Genomic DNA, 18,566 nt, shown 5'->3' with positions numbered 1-18,566 from the left:
GCCAGCCTACATCACTAGGCTGGCTTTTTCCTTTGCTTCAACTGTTTATTCATATTTAACCCAAAAAACCACCAATTCCAATCCCCTAATAACTTCATTAAGGCAGGAACTAACACCATCCTTACGATCGTAGCATCAATAAAAATGGCGATAGCAATTCCTACTCCCAATTGCTTCACAGGCATAACTCCAGTAAAGGCAAACGCTCCAGTTACAACAATCATGATGGCTGCTGCAGAAGTAATAATCTTACTAGTGTAAGTCAACCCTAAAATGGTTGCCTCATTATTGTCACCTGTATTTAAATAAAACTCCTGAATCCTTGAGATTAAAAAAATTTCATAATCCATGGAAAGACCGAAAACAAGAGTGAAAACAAATACCGGTAAAATTAAGGCAATTTCCACGGGATCTACTCCCAAATGCCCTTGCTGGAAAATCCATACCAGAATCCCAAACGTACAACCAAGACTTAAGATATTCATTAGTATTGCTTTGATTGGGATAAGGAGCGAATGGAAAGCTGCCATTAGAATAAAGAAAGTTGAGACGACAATTAATAGTAATCCATAGGGAGCTTTTTGAAATATTTCAGAGAATATTTCCTCCTCGAATTTAATCGGACCACCAAATGAGGCTTGCATTCCTAAATCCTTCTTGGACCAGTTACGTACCCATTGCCGTGCTTTTGATGAATGCTCACCTGTTTTTAAGTACACGTCTAACAGCATTTTATTATCTCTTATAAAATAGTCTACGATTGGGGCTACTTTTCTTTGCTCCCCATGGGTAAGAAACTGCTGAAGTTGAACATTATCCGAAACACCAGTGACTGAAAAAGGTGAATCTACTGCATTGACAAGAGGATCCTTTTCTAATTTTTGTATCACTTGGCTCACCTTTTCTAAATTGTGAGTTTCAAGAATGTTTCCTTTAGATTCAAGCACCAGCGTCACTTTTTTTTCATCCCGCTTTTCTTTTGCAATGAATTGGTCTTTAAAGGTTTCTAAAGCTACCCTTGAAGGGTATTTTGGTGGAAGGGATTCTGTTCCAGGAATGGCCAATATCATTTGTTTCACTGGAATCAATCCAATTAAAAGAAAAACAAGTGCTGAAGCCGTCATAAGAAAAGGGCGTCTCATGACAAATTTTGCAAAGCTATGCCAAACACTTCTTTTGTGGTTGGATACCCGTAGCAGGCTTAGTTTATTTATATTCTTTCCTATTAAGGCCAGTACGGCAGGAAGGAAAGTTAACGCGCAAAAAGCAGAAATAAATACAACCGTCATGCCTCCAAGGGCAACATTTTGAAAAATATCAATTTTGATAAACCAAAGGCCTGACAACCCAATGAACACACACAATCCCGAAAAGATAATCGACCGTCCAGCAGTAACAAATGTAATCTTAATTGCCTCTTGAACGGGTTTAGTTGCTACTTCTTCCTTGTATCGGTTGATAAACAATAAAGCGAAATCGATACTCAAGGCAAGTCCAATCATGGGAACGATATTTAATATGAAAATGGATAAATCTGCATTGTAACTAAAGAAATAGACCGTTCCCATAGTGGTTAAGATGGAGACGATCCCGATGATAATCGGTAATGAAGCAGCAACGAGACCACCAAAAGCAAAAATCAGCACGATTAAGGCAATAGGAAGTCCAATCATTTCTGCTTTTGCCAAATCCTCTTGACTCGCCACATTTAGATCCTGAACAATAATGGGTTCTCCAGTCATTGTGACCTTTAAGCCCTTTTTAGTGTGGAGGATACCTTTTAGTTGATGAATCTCATTTCCAAGACTTTCTGCTTTTTGGTTAAATGTTAGAAGACCATAAGCTACATTTTCCTTTATCATCCCATCTCTTTCTAAGGGAGAAGTCTTCTGCGTGGCAGCTTTAAAGTCATGTAAATTTTTATAAGTGTCTTGGATGAATTCTTGAAAGCCTTCTTTACTGACAGTTGGTTCCTTTTCAAAAACAAGGATGATAGAGGATTTTGCATGGCCGAAGTCTCTTTCAAGCAGTTTTCTTGTTTCACTATATTCACCTTTATATTCAAATCCATTTCCGCTTAAAACAGAGGGCAATTTTAAGGCGAAAATGCCAAAAAAGACGATGGCTATGATCCATCCTAATAGGACCGATTTTCTATAGGCATATAGAAGTCCTCCTAATTTTTCCATGGGATAACCTCCTTTTATCATACTATTTCCAACTTTAGTCGTTATCATTTTACGATAAAATGTTCAAATGGAATTTTACAAATGTAAAGTAATGATGAACTCGCTCCTATTTTTTGTTACAATAAAGAAAATATATAACTATTTAGGTGATGCAGGTGGATAAAGAAAAGATAAGTAAGGTCATTGAAGCAGCTAAATTATATTATTTATTGGATTATAATCAGAATGAAATTGCAAAAATGTTGGGCATCTCCCGTCCAACTGTTTCTAGATTACTACAACAAGCGAAGAGTGATGGAATTGTTCAAATTAATATCATGGATCCTACTGAGGATGTTGAAAATTTAGGCAAACAATTAGAAAAACGATTTAATTTAAAGAAAGCTATGGTAGCTTCCATTCCTCAATATGATGATCATATTATTAAAAATTATCTGGGCGAAAAAGCAGCGTTGTATCTTGATGGAATAGTCAAGGATGATGACATAATCGGGGTCACCTGGGGAACAACCATTTATCATGTTGCCACAGAATTGAAACAGAAGTTTGTAAAAAATGTAAAGGTCGTTCAATTAAAAGGTGGAGTAAGTTACGCTGAAACAAATACGTATGCTTCTGAAATCTTATATCTATTCGGGAAGGCCTATAATACAGCCCCCCACAACCTTCCATTACCAGCTATTGTAGACCATGTAGTTGTCAAACAAGCGATGGAAGCTGACCGCCATATTCGAAAGATTCTTGAATTAGGGAAGCAAGCGAATATTGCCTTATTTACAATGGGTCCCATAAAAACAGATTCATTACTATTCCAATTGGGCTATTTTACAGAGAGCGACTTGGAATCACTGTATGGGAAGGCGGTCGGAGATATTTGTTCTCGTTTCTTTGATAAGAATGGGGAAATCTGTAATGAAAGCTTGAATGAAAGAACGCTTGGAGTAAATCTTGATGAGCTAAGGAAGAAGGAATATTCCATTCTTGTTGCTGGGGGACCAAATAAAATAGATGGAATATACGGGGCATTAAAAGGAAAATATGCAAATGTTCTTATTACGGATCAATTTACAGCTAAATTCCTACTCGATAAGTAAACATAAAAAAACTGCCATTAAGCAAATTAGGCAGTTTTTTTGTTGTCGGTCGAGAAATTGAACATTACTTTACATTTGTTCATAAAAGTATTTACAAATGTTCACGCACTTGTTATAGTTACATTGTGATAAAAAACTATTAATCTTTTATATAAATTTATTAAAAGGACATGGGGGATTTTAAAATGACACAAAATGTCGTAAGAATGATTGATCATACATTATTAAAAGCAGACGCAACAAAGGAAGAGATTGTTACATTAGTAGAAGAAGCAAAAGAATATTTATTTGCATCCGTGTGTGTAAATCCTACTTGGGTTCGTACAGCAGCAGATATGCTTGCAGGCACTCCAGAAGTAAAAGTATGTACTGTGATTGGTTTTCCACTGGGAGCATCTACTCCAGAAACAAAAGCATTTGAAACTAAGAATGCTATTGAAAATGGGGCAAATGAAATTGATATGGTCATCAACATTGCTGCGCTTAAAGATCAGCAAGATGAGTTGGTTGAGAGAGATATTCGTGCGGTTGTTGAAGCAGCAAAAGGGAAAGCTATAGTAAAGGTCATCATTGAAACCTGTCTGTTAACAAAAGAAGAAAAGGTACGAGCATGTGAGCTATCTGTTAAAGCAGGAGCAGATTTTGTGAAAACATCTACAGGGTTTTCAACAGGTGGAGCAACAGTGGAAGATATCCGACTTATGAGAGAAACAGTAGGTCCAGAAATCGGTGTAAAGGCATCTGGTGGTGTCCGCAGTCGTGAAGATGCGTTAGCAATGGTGGAAGCAGGAGCTACTCGAATTGGAGCAAGTTCTGGTGTGTCAATTAGTAAAGGTGAGCTTTCTTATAGTAATTATTAATATATAATGTGAGGGTACCGAGATGAAAGATGTTATTATGGCATTAATTGCTGGTTTAATTGTTGGTATGCTATTTAAGTTTTTAAAATTACCTTTACCTGCACCTCCTGTGTTTTCAGCTGTAGTTGGGGTATTCGGTGTGTATTTTGGTGGTATTGTTTTAGACTGGATTACAAAGTTAATTCAACATTAAAATTCCCTGGCGGAGAGTGAATAGGATGGTAAAATTAGAACTTATCCAAGAAGCGAATAAAGCAAGAGAGTTTGCCTATGTGCCATATTCAAATTTCAAAGTTGGTGCAGCCTTATTAGCAAAAGATGGTCAGGTTTTTCACGGTTGTAACATTGAGAATGCAGCTTACAGCATGACGAACTGCGCTGAACGAACAGCTTTGTTTAAAGCATACTCAGAGGGTGTGACCCAATTTGAATCACTTATAGTTGTTGCAGATACCGAGGGACCTGTGTCTCCTTGTGGGGCTTGCCGTCAGGTGATTTCTGAGTTATGTGACCCTGAGATGGAAGTTGTTCTTACAAATTTAAGAGGCGATGTCCAAAAAATTCAAGTAAGAGACCTACTTCCAGGGGCATTTTCTCCAAAAGATTTACAAAAGTAAACAAATGTAAAAAGAGGAGTTAATCGATAGATTAGCTTCTCTTTTTTTGTTTTTGTCGTCCGTTGCATTGAGAATGAAAAAAATAAACATACTATTATGTAATATAAATTAAGGGATGATATGATGATTTATATTTATAATGATTATGGCGGGACACATACGACTTCATTGGCTGCGGCCTATCACTTAAAGCAATTACCTCAATCTGAACGGAAACTAACAACTGAGGAAATTTTAAATGTGAAATATTTCAACAAATTAACAAAGGAGGATTTTGGAAAACTTATTTTCCACGGGGTTGACGAGGAAGGCCACTCCGTTTATACGATTGGACGGAAAAGAAATAAATATGTTGTTCCAGCAATGAAAGATATGAGTTTATTATTACAAGAGAAATTTAAATTTGATGAAAAAATTGTATTTTCCAATACTTCACCAACCGTTCCCTTTGTTATGTCAATAGGAGGCTTTTTTTCTAGAGGGTTACATATTGATTTTATTGGTGTTCCACTATTAGTGAGAGGGGCTAAACAGTGCTGCGATAGTATTTATCAGTTAGTAGAAAATACAAAAGATATTGGAAGGACCAATTTTTCAGAGAAAGTGATTATATTGGAAAATGAAATGTATAAGTAGAAGATAGGTGCTGAGAGAAATGAATAAAAATATAGGTTTTATCGGAGCGGGGAAAATGGCTCAAGCAATGATGGAAGGGTTAGTCACTTCAAATGTAATTCCTAAACGAAACATAATGGCTAGTGCTGTGACTGAAAAAACCATTAAACAAGTGGAGAATAAATATGGAATCCTCACATCCCTAAATAATAAAGAGGTAGCAAGATTTTCAGATATACTGATCTTAGCAGTTAAACCAGATCTTCATGAATTGGTTATTTCTGAAATTAAAGAGGAAATCCAGAAAGATGCTATTATTATAACGATTGCAGCAGGCATTACACTTTTAGATATAAAACAATGGTTTGGTTATCGAGTAAAAGCCGTTCGGACAATGCCAAATACGCCATCCCTAGTGGGGGAAGGAATGAGTGCATTATGTCCCAATGATGTCCTTAGCGAGGAAGAAATCAGAGAAGTGGAGCAATTATTTCACTGTTTTGGTCAAAGTGAGCGCCTAGAGGAAAAACTAATGGATGCCATCCCTGCTATAAGTGGGTCATCGCCAGCGTATGTATATATGTTCATAGAAGCCTTGGCTGATGGAGGCGTTAGACAAGGAATTCCGAGAGATAAGGCCTATCGTCTCGCAGCCCAGGCCGTTCTTGGCGCAGCTAAAATGGTTCTTGATACGGGAAAGCATCCTGGAGAACTGAAAGATAATGTATGTACCCCAGGAGGTGCAACGATCGAAGCTGTTGCTGCTCTCGAAAAAGAACAATTTCGTGGAGCCATTCTTACTGCTATGGAGAGCTGTACAAATAAGATTAAAAATTTAAAGTGAGTAAACTCAAGAACCCATGTAAATGGGTCTTTTTTTATCTACAAACGAGAAATTCGACAAAATTCTTCCTTATTTGTCATTTTTCTCGTTTTTCTGTAGGTAATTCGTTGTATCATTAATCAAAAAATTATAAACTCAATATACACAAGGAACGAAGATATTGGGAATAATAGTTGAACACGAAATGAACTATTTTTGGATTTTTGCTTTAGTCAAATAGGGGTGTAGAGGGTATGGATTTTACAAAATATAAAAACTTACTGTTTCAAAAGATAAAGAGTCAATTTTCCATGTGGTTTGAAGCAAAGGAAGAATCACAAATTTCCAATTCAGAGGTATATCGATTTCTACACTCGGTCCATGGAAGTTCGGGAACCCTTCAACTGGGAGGGCTTCACCAACTTTCAGGGAGACTAATTGAACAGATAGAAGAAACAGATTATAAACAATGGGAAAAAGAAGAGTTAATGAATTTTCTTGGTGATTTAATTAATCTTTCCTATGAATTTGAAAACTTCTATGAAATAGGGGAAAACAAAGAAATTCGTCACGACGACCATCTCCCTCTAATCCAAATTATTGATGATGATGTTTCTATGCTTATTTTGTTAAAGGACACATTTGAAGAAAAAGGCTGGATGGTTGCAGCAAACACCACACCAGAGAAGGCAATAGCCCATTACTATGATTTAAATCCTGATTGTGTAATTATTGACATAAATTTAGCTGACATCAGTGGGTTTCAAGTCCTCAATGACTTGAATGAGCATAACAAGCAGAAATTTGTTCCAAAAATTATGATCAGTCTTTTAAATGACCGCGAAACAAGAATGAAGGCTTACAAGTTGGGCGCAGATGACTTTATTGAAAAGCCAATTGATTTGGAGGAATTAACCGTCAGGGTAGAACGGCTTCTAACACGAAAAAAATTATACGACCAATCAGTGATGCTAGATGAGCTTACGAAACTTTACAACAGGAAATTTTTAAATGATGTTTTTAATAGAAATATTAAAGATTTAATTCGGAACAAACAACTATTTAGTATAGCCATCATAGACCTTGACCATTTTAAACAGATAAATGATTCATTCGGCCATCTCACTGGGGATTATGTTCTTTCCACATTTGCTAACTTTTTAAAGGAGCATACAAGAACTTCGGATATTGCATTTAGATATGGCGGGGAAGAGTTTGTCATCCTTTTTCAAAATACTGCTCAAAATGATGCTGTCGAGATTGTTTCCCGTCTCTTAAGAGAGTTTAGTATGACAAATTTTGAAAAAAATGAATCGATATTTACCGTTACCTTTTCCGCTGGAGTGTTTACCATTCATAATCCAGATATTCGGCTGGAAGAGGCCTTAAAAATAGCGGACCAAGCTTTATATCAAGCAAAGAAAAATGGTAGGGCAAGAGTTGAAGTGATTAATCATTCTCCAATCGAATTATCGAAAAAAACATTGTTTGTCTCAATTATTGATGACGATGCCATCATTCGAACGATGTTGGTACGAATACTTAAGGTGATGGACTTTGACCATTTTGAATTAAACCTGGAAGCATTCGAAGATGGAGTTCAATTTTTTGAATCGAAACGGATCGCAGAATCAGGGGAGCATTTTCTAATCTTAGATGGTGTGATGCCTGTAATGGACGGGATAGAAATACTTCAAAAGGTGAAAAGACTAAAAAAGGATAGGAATATGCATGTCTTAATGTTAACGGGAAGAAAAAGTGAGTCCGATATTGAAAGAGCACTAAAGCTCGGTGCAGATGATTATGTAACCAAGCCTTTCAGTATAAAAGAACTGCAAGCAAGAATACAGAGGCTTATCAAAAGGATGAAATAAGATGCAAAATCTTGAATTGTTTTTCCTTTCAATCTTAACACTCTCCATCTTTGGCATGTTGTTCATTTTGTTAGGATACTTAACTATTCGAAAAGCAGTTGATATTAAGAGAAGGGAGAGGATTAGTAACTACAAAGTACAATATAACCCTCTCCTTTTTTTTATGTTAACAGAAGGAAGTTATGCGAGGAGACTTACTCCAGAAACAGCACTGCAGCAAAAGGCGATAGAGGAGTTGCTAAGTAGGTATACTACCTTACTTGAAGGGGAAGAGGAAAAATCGCGTTTGTCTGAACTCGCTTCCTTATATTTAACGGATTATTATAGAAGGCAACTTAAAAGCAAAAGATGGAGTACTCGGATGAATACGCTTTATCATATTGAGGATTTTCAAATGAGTCATCTTTTAGAAGACGTCTCAAGATTATTAAGTAGGAAACGAATGTCACGTGAGGAGCTTGTGCATGTCTTGAGAATTCTTGCCAAGTTTCACTCCAAGCAGATGTTTGAACTCCTTACAAAGGAGTTTGACCATTTATCTGAATACGATTACCGTAATATTTTAATTCGTACGGAACGTAGACAATTCGATCAATTTATTCTCCATTTTCATAAAAGCAATATATCCCTACAGAAGGCAATTCTTGATATCATTTCCCTGAAAAGAGAGATGACGTATCTCTCTTTTTTAGAGAGGATTTTTGAAAGCTATAAAGGAGAAATTAAACTAAGGGCTTTAAAGGCATTGGCGGAAATCGGCTATGTAAAAAATGTTGAGCCGTACTTAGAACTTTTATACTCCAATAAGTGGGAAGAAAGAATGGTTGCAGCCAAATTAATAGGTTCTTTAAAGGAAGAAAGAGGAATTCAAAGATTAATTGAGTTGTTGCATGATCAATCCTGGTGGGTCCGTTCACAAGCTGGGCAAGCCATTGATCAATTTACTAATGGAAAAGAAATATTGCGTTCCGTCTTTGAAACATCAAATGATGTCTTCGCGAAAGATATGGCCTGGGAATGGCTTCATAAAGGAGTATAACCATGATTTTTCAATGGGGAGATATTGTCGCAGTTTTTGCTTGGTTTATAGCCGTTTATATGATAATCGTAATTGTTTTTTACACAGCCATTTTGGTTATTTCTTTATTTCAATTAAGAAAGGAATACCAGCTGGACAGAGTACAGGCTTATGAAGATTATATGGATGAATTTTATACGAAGCCTGTTTCTATTATAGTCCCCGCTTACAATGAAGAGGCAGGGATTATTCAGAGCGTTCGGTCTTTATTAAGTGTTAATTACCCAACATATGAAATCATTGTTGTAAATGACGGGTCTACCGATCTCACACTTGAAAAGATAATTGAGCATTATGAAATGAAGGAAATAAAAAAGGTCATTCGAAAGCAAGTGGATTCGAAACCCATTAAAAAAATATACCAATCTGAAATCCTTTCAAATCTTTTTCTTGTCGATAAGGAAAACGGAGGAAAAGCGGATGCCTTAAACGTCGGCCTTAATTTCTCTCACTATCCTTATTTTTGCTCACTAGATGGTGATTCTGTTTTGGAACAAGACGCCTTCTTAAAGGTTATGAAGCCTATTATTGATTCAAATGAAGAGGTTATTGCTTCAGGTGGAAGCGTGAGAATAGCGAATGGCTGCCAAATTCAAAATGGTCATATTCATAAAATCGGGCTATCTGATAAGCCTCTTGTGGTGATGCAAATCATTGAATATTTACGTGCTTTTCTAATGGGCAGGATAGGTCTAAGTAGGCATAATCTTCTTTTAATCATTTCAGGTGCATTTGGCGTTTTTTCAAAGCATTGGGTGATTGCTGCGGGCGGGTACAGGGTGGATACCGTTGGTGAAGATATGGAATTAGTTGTACGTATGCATCGGCTTTTAAAGGAAAAAGGACAAAAAAAGAAAATCGTGTATGTCCCTGATCCCGTTTGTTGGACAGAGGTACCTGAGGACCTTACCTATTTACGGAGACAGAGACGACGCTGGCACAGAGGGCTATTTGAGAGCCTATGGACACATAAAAAATTAACCTTTAATCCTAAATATGGTTCAATAGGATTCCTAGCTTTTCCGTACTTTTGGATTGTTGAGTTTTTTGGGCCGATTGTGGAATTATCCGGCTATATTTTTATGATTTTATGTTTATTCCTGGGGGGAATTTACATTGAATATTCTATTTTACTGTTTCTTCTATCTTGTTTATACGGGTCGATTTTTTCAATGGCTGCCGTTTTACTAGAAGAGTGGAGTTTAACAAAATACCCAAAAGTATCAGATATAGTAAAACTTTTTCTATATTCCCTAACAGAAACGCTATGGTATCGTCCACTAACCGTGCTTTGGAGATGTGAAGGAATATGGCAGATGGTAATAGGTGATAAAAGCTGGGGAGAAATGAAAAGAAAAGGTGTTTCAGAATGAAAAAGCAAACGTATCTTATCATCTATACCATAGTATTAATCGTCATTATAACTAGCCCCTTTTGGCTTTGGAAAATTCAGCCCTCAAATAAGTTGAATGTACTCATTTTAGACAAAACGGTTCCAAACCAATCTTATCGGGAGCATAAGGGATTAGTTTGGATTTTAAATAATGCGAAATACTTTAAAAACGGAAATCAACCGTATTCAAAGACTGCTGATTATAAAGGGTTTGAACCACTAAAGGATCAGAAATATTCAATCTCCTCTTTACCGAAAAACTTAAACCCATATGATGTTTTCTATTTGACCGACCAATATGGAGTGTATGAGAAAGAGTTTTTTGCTCAAAATCCTTCTGGTGAAAGATCAGAAAAAATCTTTGGAGGATTAACATCAAGCGAAATCAATCAAATTGAAAAGGCACTATTACGTTCTAAAGGTAAAACATTGATAGCAGAATTTAATACATTTGCTAGTCCAACATCAGAGCAGGCTAAAGACAAAATTTCTAATTTATTAAACGTTGAATGGTCAGGGTGGATTGGACGTTATTTTTCAGACCTTGACGGAACAGAGGTACCAGAATGGGTGAAAACACATTATAAAGAACAAAACAAGAAATGGACATTTACTGGAGAGGGTTTTGTTTTTGTAAGTAAAAGTAATTTTATTGTGGTCATTAGTAAAGCGGATATTAAGGATGATGGACTTCATTTAAGTTTGACGAAAAATGGGGAAAAACATTTCAAAAGTAATTTGAAAGGCAATTATCAGTATTGGTTTGATATTATAAGCCCCAAAAATCATACCGAAGTATTAGCCAATTACAGCCTTCCAGTAACAAAGCAGGCCAAAAAACAGTTACAAGGTTACGGTATACCCTCCACGTTTCCTGCTGTCATATATCACAAAAATGCGAGATATTCGTCTTATTATTTTTCCGGTGATTATGCTGATGAAGCGGAGGTTCCAGAAATTTATCAAACAAAGGGCTTTGATACTTGGAAAAGAACGATAGGGGCAAGAGATTCCTTCTATTGGAGTACCTATGTGCCACTGATGAAGGATATTCTTAAAAATGGCTTACATCAGGTAACCACACAAGAAAAAGTAGCATTGGTTAAACAAGACGGAATCAATCTTAATTCAAAAACTGGAGATTCCTATATTCAAATACAAAAGGATGGAAAATGGCAGGATTTCTTGATTAAAGGGGTCAATATGGGGATTGGTAAGCCCGGTTATTTTCCTGGGGAAACAGCCATTACAAAAGAGGAATATTTCCGCTGGTTTAAAGAAATTGGTGCGATGAATGCAAATGCAATAAGGGTCTATACCCTCCATCCTCCACAATTTTATGAAGCCTTTTACGAATATAATCAAATGGCAAATAAACCGCTGTATATCATGCATGGTACATGGGTGAATGAGGAAAATCTAATTCGTACTCAAGATGCATATGCATCCGAGAACGTTGAGGATGCGAGATTAGAAATAAAAAATATGATTGATATTATTCATGGAAACGCTAAGTTGCCTGCCCGTCCAGGACATGCATCGGGCGTATATAAATATGATATTTCTAATTATGTACTTGGAATGATAATAGGAACCGAGTGGGACCCTTCCATGGTAACCAACACAAATGCAAAGCATGCTGCTATTGGACAATACAGTGGAAAATATTTTAAAACGGAAAAAGGCAATCCTTTTGAAATTTGGCTCGCAGGGTTACTTGACTATGCTTCAGAGTATGAGTCGAAACAATATCGATGGCAGCACTCGCTTAGCTTTACCAACTGGGTAACAACAGACTTGTTGAATCATCCGAGTGAGCCGCTTGAGACAGAAGATATGGTTTCAATCAATCCCAATCATATTGTAGCAACGAACAATTTTCATGCAGGATTGTTTGCTTCCTATCATATCTATCCATATTATCCTGACTTTCTTAACTATGAACCGAAATATACCAACTATGTTAATTCTAGTGGGAAGAAAAGCAATTATGCTGGATATTTACATGAACTGCGTGAAGCCCATAACATGCCGGTTTTAGTGGCTGAGTTCGGAGTTCCATCCTCCAGAGGCTTAACACACAAAAATACCAATGGAATGAATCAAGGTTTCCATTCAGAAGAAGAACAAGGAAAGATTGATCGACAGTTATATCACTCCATTGTAAGTGAAGGATATGCGGGTGGTCTTGTTTTTACCTGGCAGGATGAGTGGTTTAAGCGTACATGGAATACCATGGATTTTGATAATCCGGATCGCAGGCCTTACTGGGATAACCAGCAAACTAATGAGCAGCACTTTGGTTTACTTGGTTTTGAACCAGGGAAGAAGGAAACAGAGGTTATTGTTGATGGTGAGACCAAGGATTGGGACTTAGCAGGCGTTAAGCCTATTTACCATTCAAGCAACAGGAAGGACTCTTTAAGTGAAGTACGTATGACCACTAACAGTGGCTATGTGTATTTTCTATTAAAGTATAATCAGCCAGTGGACTATAAACAGGATGGAATTTATTTGTTATTAGATACAATAGATAACCAAGGTCAGTCTACTATTGCATTAACGAAGGATTCCAAGATCCGTTCAGACTATGGAATTGATTTTTTAGTTAAGATAAATGGACCTAATGATTCACGGGTAATGGTAGATAGCTATTATGACACCTTCTACTTTCAGTATGCAGCACTCTTACATATGGTTCCAGAAGAGCCTTATGCTAACAAGAAGGAAAGTGGCATTTTTCATCCTATTCGTTTGGCGTTATACAAGAAGTTAACCATTCCCACAACGAATACTGTTATTCCGTTTCAGAGTTATGAAACGGGCGTACTTCGCTTTGGAAATGCTAATCCTTCTAATAAAAAGTTTGATTCATTAACGGATATTAGTATTAGTGGTGACAACAAAAATATTGAGGTGCGTATACCTTGGCAGCTCCTAAACTTTAAAGATCCGAGCCTAAGAGAAGTAATGGGGGATTTTTGGAAACAAGGATTATCCGGTAGTTTAGAAACAAAAGGGATCAGAACAGCTGTTGTAACAACAAAAGGAGGGAAAATTCAACAATCATATCCGAAAGTAACTGGAAATCTTGTCCGTCAAAAAGAAAGTTATTTGTTTAGTTGGAAGCCTTGGGATTCACCGGTCTATTATGAACGGTTGAAGAAATCCTATCAAATCATGGCAGATACGTTCCTTAAGACAGATATTGAGGATGGTTTGAAGTGAAAAGAATCTTATTAGCGGAAGATGAAGAAATATTAAGAATGCTAATTATTGATACTTTCGAAGAGAAGGAATATCAAGTAGATGAAGCAGAGGATGGTCAGGAGGCTTTAGAATTCATCGAACGAAGTTTCTACGATCTAATTATATTAGATTATATGATGCCATTTTTAACGGGACTTGAAGTCATTCAGAAGATTAAGCCAATGGTTGAACATACCCATACAAAAATCTTGATGTTATCTGCAAAAAGCCAGCAATTCGAACAAGAGAAGGTGTTTGAGGCAGGCGCAGATTATTACATGACAAAACCATTTATTCCAAGTCAGCTTTTGCAAATGGTTGAGGAAATCTTTAATGAAAAGTAAATTAGTTTTTAAAAGAAGTTTAGTAAAAAGATTCGTCACACTCACCAGACTCTTTCTTGTTTGTTTTGTTATTGGTTCAACGCTATTATTGGCAACACAAAACTTTCTAAATAACTCCTATATTACGAAGCGTGATGAATTAAAAGCAAAACAGAAAATTGCAGTGGAAGTAAATGATTATTTTAATCAAGCATTATTCGATATTCGAGGCTATATTGCCTATGATAATCCAAATTTGAGAGATAATGCATTGGCACAAGAGCCTAAAATAAAGAGTCGGGTCATTGAATTAACTAAACATGCTACTACTAAGCAAGATCGACAATTACTAGCTACTATTCATGATTTTACACAATATTATTTTTATGACACGCTTCCTAAAGTCATTCACGAATATGAAACGGGAAATAAAGAAGAAGTGGTAAACATAGCAAATAACCAAGGAACAGCGAGGGTTATTCAATTTAGACAATTCATGAATAATTATTTGCATGACATTGATCAAGACAGTGAAACTCTCTATCAAAAACTAATAAGGATTAAAACCTATATTCAAATTGGTTTTGTTTTATTTATCTTTTTCATTCTGTTGTTATTGTTAAGGATTATTCGCTTAATGTTAAAACAAGTTGGACAGCCTTTAACCCAACTTACCTTTGCTGCAAATGATATTGCTGATGGAAAAGATGCGGTCATACCTACCTATATGAATCGCGACGATGAAATTGGTGCTTTATCATATGCCTTTCAAAAAATGGTCGTAAAGGTCCAAGAAAATGAGCAGTCATTGATCGCGAGAAATAAAGAATTAGATTCACTTGTGAAAATCAAATCAGAATTAGTTAATACGGTTAGCCATGAATTACGTACACCATTAGCAAGTATTTTAGGTTTTTCTGAATTAATGCTGCACCGTGAATTAAAACCAGAGCGAAAAGAAAAATATCTTACCACTATTTTTAATGAGGCCAAACGGCTTACAGCTTTAATCAATGATTTTCTCGACTTGCAGCGTTTGGAGTCAGGTAAACAATCTTATGAGAAAAGGTATATTGAAGTGGTACCGCTCTTAGAGAAGGTAATTGAGGTTCAGCAGATGACAACCAGACACCATGATATTACGCTTGAAGCCTTTGTAGCCCATCCCGTCATACTGGGTGATCAGACAAAAATCATTCAGGTTTTCACAAATTTAATAAATAATGCTATTAAATATTCTCCGGAGGGTGGGAATATAAAGATTCAAGTCTTTAAAAGTGATAGGAAATTAAAAATTGCTGTTAGGGATAACGGATTGGGTATTCCAAAAGATTCAATTGACAAGTTATTTACAAAATTTTATCGGGTGGATAACTCGGATAGACGGAAAATTGGTGGGACAGGTTTAGGCTTAGCGATTGCCCAAGAGATTGTCATCGCTCATGGTGGAGAAATAACTGTTCAATCCCAATTGGGAAAAGGAAGCATTTTTATCGTTGTATTTCCAAACTTCAAAAATAGACGGTCAAGTAGTAATTTGCAATGAAAAGAGGCTGGCTCAAAAAATGGAGCCAGCCTCTTTTCTAAAGATAAAGTTCATTAATTTGTTTCGGGTCTTCGAGAAACCGTAACTGTTGTCATTAACCCAACACAGAGGATGGTAAGAAGGGAGTAGAAAAATTTTTCTAATCCAACGACTTGAATGCCGCTTGTAATAACTAATCCATCAATCAAAAAAATGATAATGCCAATATTGATAGAAGTAAATTTTGTTAATATTTGAGCTAATAAATCTGTACCTCCTGTACTTGTTTCATAGCGAAGCATAAGGCCAATTCCTATTCCAACCAGAATCCCACCTATTACTGTGCTTGGCAGTATATCAAGATGAATCTTCCCATTTATAAATGAAAATAAATCGATACAAAAGGATGAAATAATTAACCCATGGAGGCTATAAAAAAAATAACGTCTCTCGAAGAACCACGCAAGTACGTAGAGAGGTAAACTTAATAAAATGATACTCAGTCCCGTTGGCCAACCATAAAAGTAGTGAATAATTAACCCTAACCCGATGACACCACCATCTAAGAGCTGGTATGGTACTAAAAAGCCATTTACTCCAAGACTTAGTAGTAAACTCCCAAGCAGCATTGCAGCGATTTTTTGTTTCATATATTAGATCAGCCCCAACCTTGTCCTTTTACATTAAAAATATGTGGGAGTCTATGATTTAGAAGTGAACAATAAAAAAAAGCAGCTGAGGTTCAGCTGCTTTTTCAATCTTAAAAGAATAAATTTAGAATAAAATAACTGATTGCTGCTATTAGTGCAGTAATTGGAAGGGTAATAACCCATGTGATAAGCATACGCTGTGCGGTATCCCACTTAACGCCCTTTAGGCGATGTGCAGAACCAACACCTAAGATCCCTGAAGAAATAACATGTGTTGTACTTACTGGTAAGTGAGCAAAAGTAGCACCAAAAATAACTGCTGCTCCAGTTAAATCGGCTGCAACACCGTTAATTGGACGGATTTTCATAATCTTACCGCCAACCGTTTTAATAATTTTCCATCCACCAATAGAAGTACCTAATCCCATTGCAATGGCGCAGGATAATTGAACCCAGAATGGGATTCCCGCATCTGGATGTAAATAGTTGTTGGCAATTAAAGCAAGAGTGATGATTCCCATTGATTTCTGAGCATCATTTGTCCCGTGTGAATAAGATTGTAATGCCGCAGTGGCAATTTGAATATATCTGAAATTTCGGTTCGTTTTCGTTAAATTAAAGTTTTTAAATGCTACTTTAAAAATACTGTAAATGATGTAACCAACTACAAATGCTAAAATTGGAGAAATGATAAGTGCTTCTAAGATTTTAATAAAGCCAGTATAGTTCAGGACATTAAACCCTTCTGCTGCAATAGCTGCACCAGCAATTGACCCAATAATTGCGTGAGAAGAACTACTTGGGATTCCAAAATACCAAGTAAGTAAGTTCCAAAAAATAGCTGAAAGTAATGCTGCAAGAATAACAACAGAACCATTGTGTAACATGAATGGATCAACAATATCCTTAGAAACTGTTTTAGCAACACCCGTAAATGTAAGTGCACCAACAAAGTTCATTACGGCAGCCAATAAAATAGCTTGGCGTGGTTTTAATGCTTTAGTTGAAACAGAGGTAGCAATCGCATTTGCAGTATCATGGAAGCCATTAATAAAATCAAATGCAAGAGCGCCAATAACGATTAATATGGTTAAAATTAAAACAAGGCTCATATTTTTGCTCCTTATGCATTCTTCATAATGATGGTTTCAAGAGTATTGGCAACTGCTTGACAGTAGTCAGCGATATCCTCAAGTTCTTCATAAATTTCTTTATATTGAATAATGCGAATTGGATCTTTTTCAACTGTGAATAAATTCTTAATAGACTGACGTAGGATATTATCGCATTTTGATTCGAAATCCTTAATTTTAATTGCATGTTCGCGAATTTGAGCTAGTTTTTTATTGGAAAGTAATTCAACAGCTTTATCAATTTCATGGACGCTTCCTTGAATGGCATCTACGAATTGAATCATGAAGTTATCAGCATTTGTTATGGAATACATTTCAAATAGTGCCGCACATCCCTCAAGACCGTCGAGGACATCATCCATACTCATTGCAAGGTGCAGAATGTCTTCACGTTCGATTGGAGTAATGAAGGCATCATTCAGTTCTTTAATGACTTCATGTACAAAAGAGTCACCCTTAGTTTCTAATTCCTTCATTTTCTCAGAGAAGATTTTCAAATCACTTACGTTTTTCAACTTATATTCTGTGAAGAAATTTGTACTTTCTTTCAAGTTAGCGGAAATTTTGCTAAGTAATACTGAGAACTTATCAGTTTTCTTTAATGCCATGTGGATTACCCCCATTAAATTAAATATGTACAACCCTAAGCTATTTTATATGAAATATGTCGAAAAAAGAAACCATCTTTACGAAATTTACAAAAACTTAACATTAGAATTTTCTGATAACTACATCTCGCTAAATAAAGTTCTTTTTTATTTTTGCCTTGGTTCAATAATTTATGTATACAGTTTGTTTAATTATTTTTGTTATTGCCTCTGTTAAACGTGTCTGTTGATTTCCGCTCCAGACGCTTCGCTTTCCGTGGGCGTTTCGGCGAGCCTCCTCGGCGTTAGCGCCTGCGGGGTCTCCCCTGACCCGTACTCCCACAGGAGTCTCGCGTCTTCCGCTCCAATCAACAGGGGATAAAAATCAACAATGTTCTTTAACATAGCCTTATTATATTAGTTCTCCTAGGAGTATAAAAAAGAAAACTGGGTACTTTATTAGTACAGGCAGCAAGAATTAACTTTCCACTACTGCCTGAGAAGTGGTAAATGCTAATAAATAAGTGAAATGATGAATACTAAAAAGGAGTGTTCT

16 protein-coding genes are annotated in these 18,566 nt (G+C 36.3%); 12 read left to right on the top strand and 4 right to left on the bottom strand.

Annotated features, from left to right (window positions below):
* Nucleotides 1-14 precede the first annotated feature (14 nt).
* Nucleotides 15-2,189 carry an MMPL family transporter gene (locus AC3A54_RS09790; RefSeq protein ID WP_487654306.1) on the bottom strand — a complete coding sequence of 725 codons (2,175 nt, stop codon included), beginning with the start codon at nt 2,187-2,189 and terminating at the stop codon, nt 15-17.
* 149 nt (nt 2,190-2,338) lie between these two features.
* Between AC3A54_RS09790 and deoR the strand changes: the two genes are divergently transcribed.
* The 12 genes from deoR to AC3A54_RS09730 all read left to right on the top strand — a co-directional run bounded on the left by deoR (nt 2,339) and on the right by AC3A54_RS09730 (nt 15,661).
* Nucleotides 2,339-3,283, top strand: a complete 945-nt coding sequence (gene deoR, locus AC3A54_RS09785) for a DNA-binding transcriptional repressor DeoR (protein WP_487654305.1) — start codon at nt 2,339-2,341, stop codon at nt 3,281-3,283.
* 185 nt (nt 3,284-3,468) lie between these two features.
* The gene (gene deoC, locus AC3A54_RS09780; protein ID WP_487654304.1) at nt 3,469-4,143 is read left to right on the top strand and encodes a deoxyribose-phosphate aldolase; all 675 of its coding nucleotides are present in this window, start codon (nt 3,469-3,471) and stop codon (nt 4,141-4,143) included.
* Between the two features lie 22 nt (nt 4,144-4,165).
* Nucleotides 4,166-4,336, top strand: a complete 171-nt coding sequence (locus tag AC3A54_RS09775; protein ID WP_335533597.1) for a DUF1427 family protein — start codon at nt 4,166-4,168, stop codon at nt 4,334-4,336.
* 25 nt (nt 4,337-4,361) lie between these two features.
* Entirely contained in the window at nt 4,362-4,760 is a 399-nt protein-coding gene (locus AC3A54_RS09770; protein ID WP_487654303.1) for a cytidine deaminase, read from the top strand.
* A 123-nt stretch (nt 4,761-4,883) separates the two neighbouring features.
* Nucleotides 4,884-5,396, top strand: coding sequence for a DUF3189 family protein (locus tag AC3A54_RS09765; protein ID WP_487654302.1), 513 nt, complete (start codon nt 4,884-4,886; stop codon nt 5,394-5,396).
* 19 nt (nt 5,397-5,415) lie between these two features.
* Nucleotides 5,416-6,219 (top strand): pyrroline-5-carboxylate reductase, encoded by an 804-nt coding sequence (proC, locus tag AC3A54_RS09760; RefSeq protein WP_487654301.1) that lies wholly within the window; start codon nt 5,416-5,418, stop codon nt 6,217-6,219.
* A 233-nt stretch (nt 6,220-6,452) separates the two neighbouring features.
* On the top strand, nt 6,453-8,072 hold the full coding sequence (locus tag AC3A54_RS09755) for a GGDEF domain-containing response regulator (RefSeq protein WP_487654300.1): 1,620 nt from the start codon (nt 6,453-6,455) through the stop codon (nt 8,070-8,072).
* 1 nt (nt 8,073) lies between these two features.
* Nucleotides 8,074-9,111 carry a HEAT repeat domain-containing protein gene (locus AC3A54_RS09750; protein ID WP_487654299.1) on the top strand — a complete coding sequence of 346 codons (1,038 nt, stop codon included), beginning with the start codon at nt 8,074-8,076 and terminating at the stop codon, nt 9,109-9,111.
* 2 nt (nt 9,112-9,113) lie between these two features.
* Nucleotides 9,114-10,523 carry a glycosyltransferase family 2 protein gene (locus tag AC3A54_RS09745; protein WP_487654298.1) on the top strand — a complete coding sequence of 470 codons (1,410 nt, stop codon included), beginning with the start codon at nt 9,114-9,116 and terminating at the stop codon, nt 10,521-10,523.
* Complete coding sequence (locus AC3A54_RS09740; protein ID WP_487654297.1) at nt 10,520-13,771, top strand: hypothetical protein; 3,252 nt, start codon at nt 10,520-10,522, stop codon at nt 13,769-13,771. The genes AC3A54_RS09745 and AC3A54_RS09740 overlap by 4 nt, the downstream gene beginning before the upstream one ends.
* Nucleotides 13,768-14,136 carry a response regulator gene (locus tag AC3A54_RS09735; protein WP_308080714.1) on the top strand — a complete coding sequence of 123 codons (369 nt, stop codon included), beginning with the start codon at nt 13,768-13,770 and terminating at the stop codon, nt 14,134-14,136. Before AC3A54_RS09740 ends, AC3A54_RS09735 begins: the two co-directional genes overlap by 4 nt.
* The gene (locus AC3A54_RS09730; protein WP_487654296.1) at nt 14,126-15,661 is read left to right on the top strand and encodes a sensor histidine kinase; all 1,536 of its coding nucleotides are present in this window, start codon (nt 14,126-14,128) and stop codon (nt 15,659-15,661) included. Before AC3A54_RS09735 ends, AC3A54_RS09730 begins: the two co-directional genes overlap by 11 nt.
* A gap of 53 nt (nt 15,662-15,714) precedes the next feature.
* Here AC3A54_RS09730 and AC3A54_RS09725 read toward each other — a convergent pair whose 3' ends face one another.
* From AC3A54_RS09725 to AC3A54_RS09715, 3 genes are all read right to left on the bottom strand, one after another.
* Nucleotides 15,715-16,290: a YitT family protein gene (locus AC3A54_RS09725; RefSeq protein ID WP_413302438.1), complete on the bottom strand. Its 576-nt coding sequence runs from the start codon at nt 16,288-16,290 to the stop codon at nt 15,715-15,717.
* 110 nt (nt 16,291-16,400) lie between these two features.
* A complete protein-coding gene (locus AC3A54_RS09720) occupies nt 16,401-17,402 on the bottom strand; it encodes an inorganic phosphate transporter (RefSeq protein WP_335533578.1) in 1,002 nt (333 codons plus the stop codon).
* An 11-nt stretch (nt 17,403-17,413) separates the two neighbouring features.
* Nucleotides 17,414-18,031, bottom strand: coding sequence for a DUF47 domain-containing protein (locus AC3A54_RS09715; protein WP_309866175.1), 618 nt, complete (start codon nt 18,029-18,031; stop codon nt 17,414-17,416).
* Nucleotides 18,032-18,566: the final 535 nt, after the last annotated feature.

The sequence above is a fragment of the Neobacillus sp. Soil_C_43 genome (genome assembly GCF_057656715.1).
This window is presented reverse-complemented; position numbering and strand designations above follow the sequence as displayed.

Coding starts and splice junctions, on each gene's coding strand:
- deoC (WP_487654304.1), top strand. CDS start 3,469: ATGACACAAAATGTCGTAAGAATGATTGATCATACATTATTAAAAGCA.
- AC3A54_RS09725 (WP_413302438.1), bottom strand. CDS start 16,290: ATGAAACAAAAAATCGCTGCAATGCTGCTTGGGAGTTTACTACTAAGT.
- proC (WP_487654301.1), top strand. CDS start 5,416: ATGAATAAAAATATAGGTTTTATCGGAGCGGGGAAAATGGCTCAAGCA.
- AC3A54_RS09730 (WP_487654296.1), top strand. CDS start 14,126: ATGAAAAGTAAATTAGTTTTTAAAAGAAGTTTAGTAAAAAGATTCGTC.
- AC3A54_RS09715 (WP_309866175.1), bottom strand. CDS start 18,031: ATGGCATTAAAGAAAACTGATAAGTTCTCAGTATTACTTAGCAAAATT.
- AC3A54_RS09750 (WP_487654299.1), top strand. CDS start 8,074: ATGCAAAATCTTGAATTGTTTTTCCTTTCAATCTTAACACTCTCCATC.
- deoR (WP_487654305.1), top strand. CDS start 2,339: ATGCAGGTGGATAAAGAAAAGATAAGTAAGGTCATTGAAGCAGCTAAA.
- AC3A54_RS09755 (WP_487654300.1), top strand. CDS start 6,453: ATGGATTTTACAAAATATAAAAACTTACTGTTTCAAAAGATAAAGAGT.
- AC3A54_RS09720 (WP_335533578.1), bottom strand. CDS start 17,402: ATGAGCCTTGTTTTAATTTTAACCATATTAATCGTTATTGGCGCTCTT.
- AC3A54_RS09740 (WP_487654297.1), top strand. CDS start 10,520: ATGAAAAAGCAAACGTATCTTATCATCTATACCATAGTATTAATCGTC.
- AC3A54_RS09745 (WP_487654298.1), top strand. CDS start 9,114: ATGATTTTTCAATGGGGAGATATTGTCGCAGTTTTTGCTTGGTTTATA.
- AC3A54_RS09790 (WP_487654306.1), bottom strand. CDS start 2,189: ATGGAAAAATTAGGAGGACTTCTATATGCCTATAGAAAATCGGTCCTA.
- AC3A54_RS09765 (WP_487654302.1), top strand. CDS start 4,884: ATGATTTATATTTATAATGATTATGGCGGGACACATACGACTTCATTG.
- AC3A54_RS09770 (WP_487654303.1), top strand. CDS start 4,362: ATGGTAAAATTAGAACTTATCCAAGAAGCGAATAAAGCAAGAGAGTTT.
- AC3A54_RS09775 (WP_335533597.1), top strand. CDS start 4,166: ATGAAAGATGTTATTATGGCATTAATTGCTGGTTTAATTGTTGGTATG.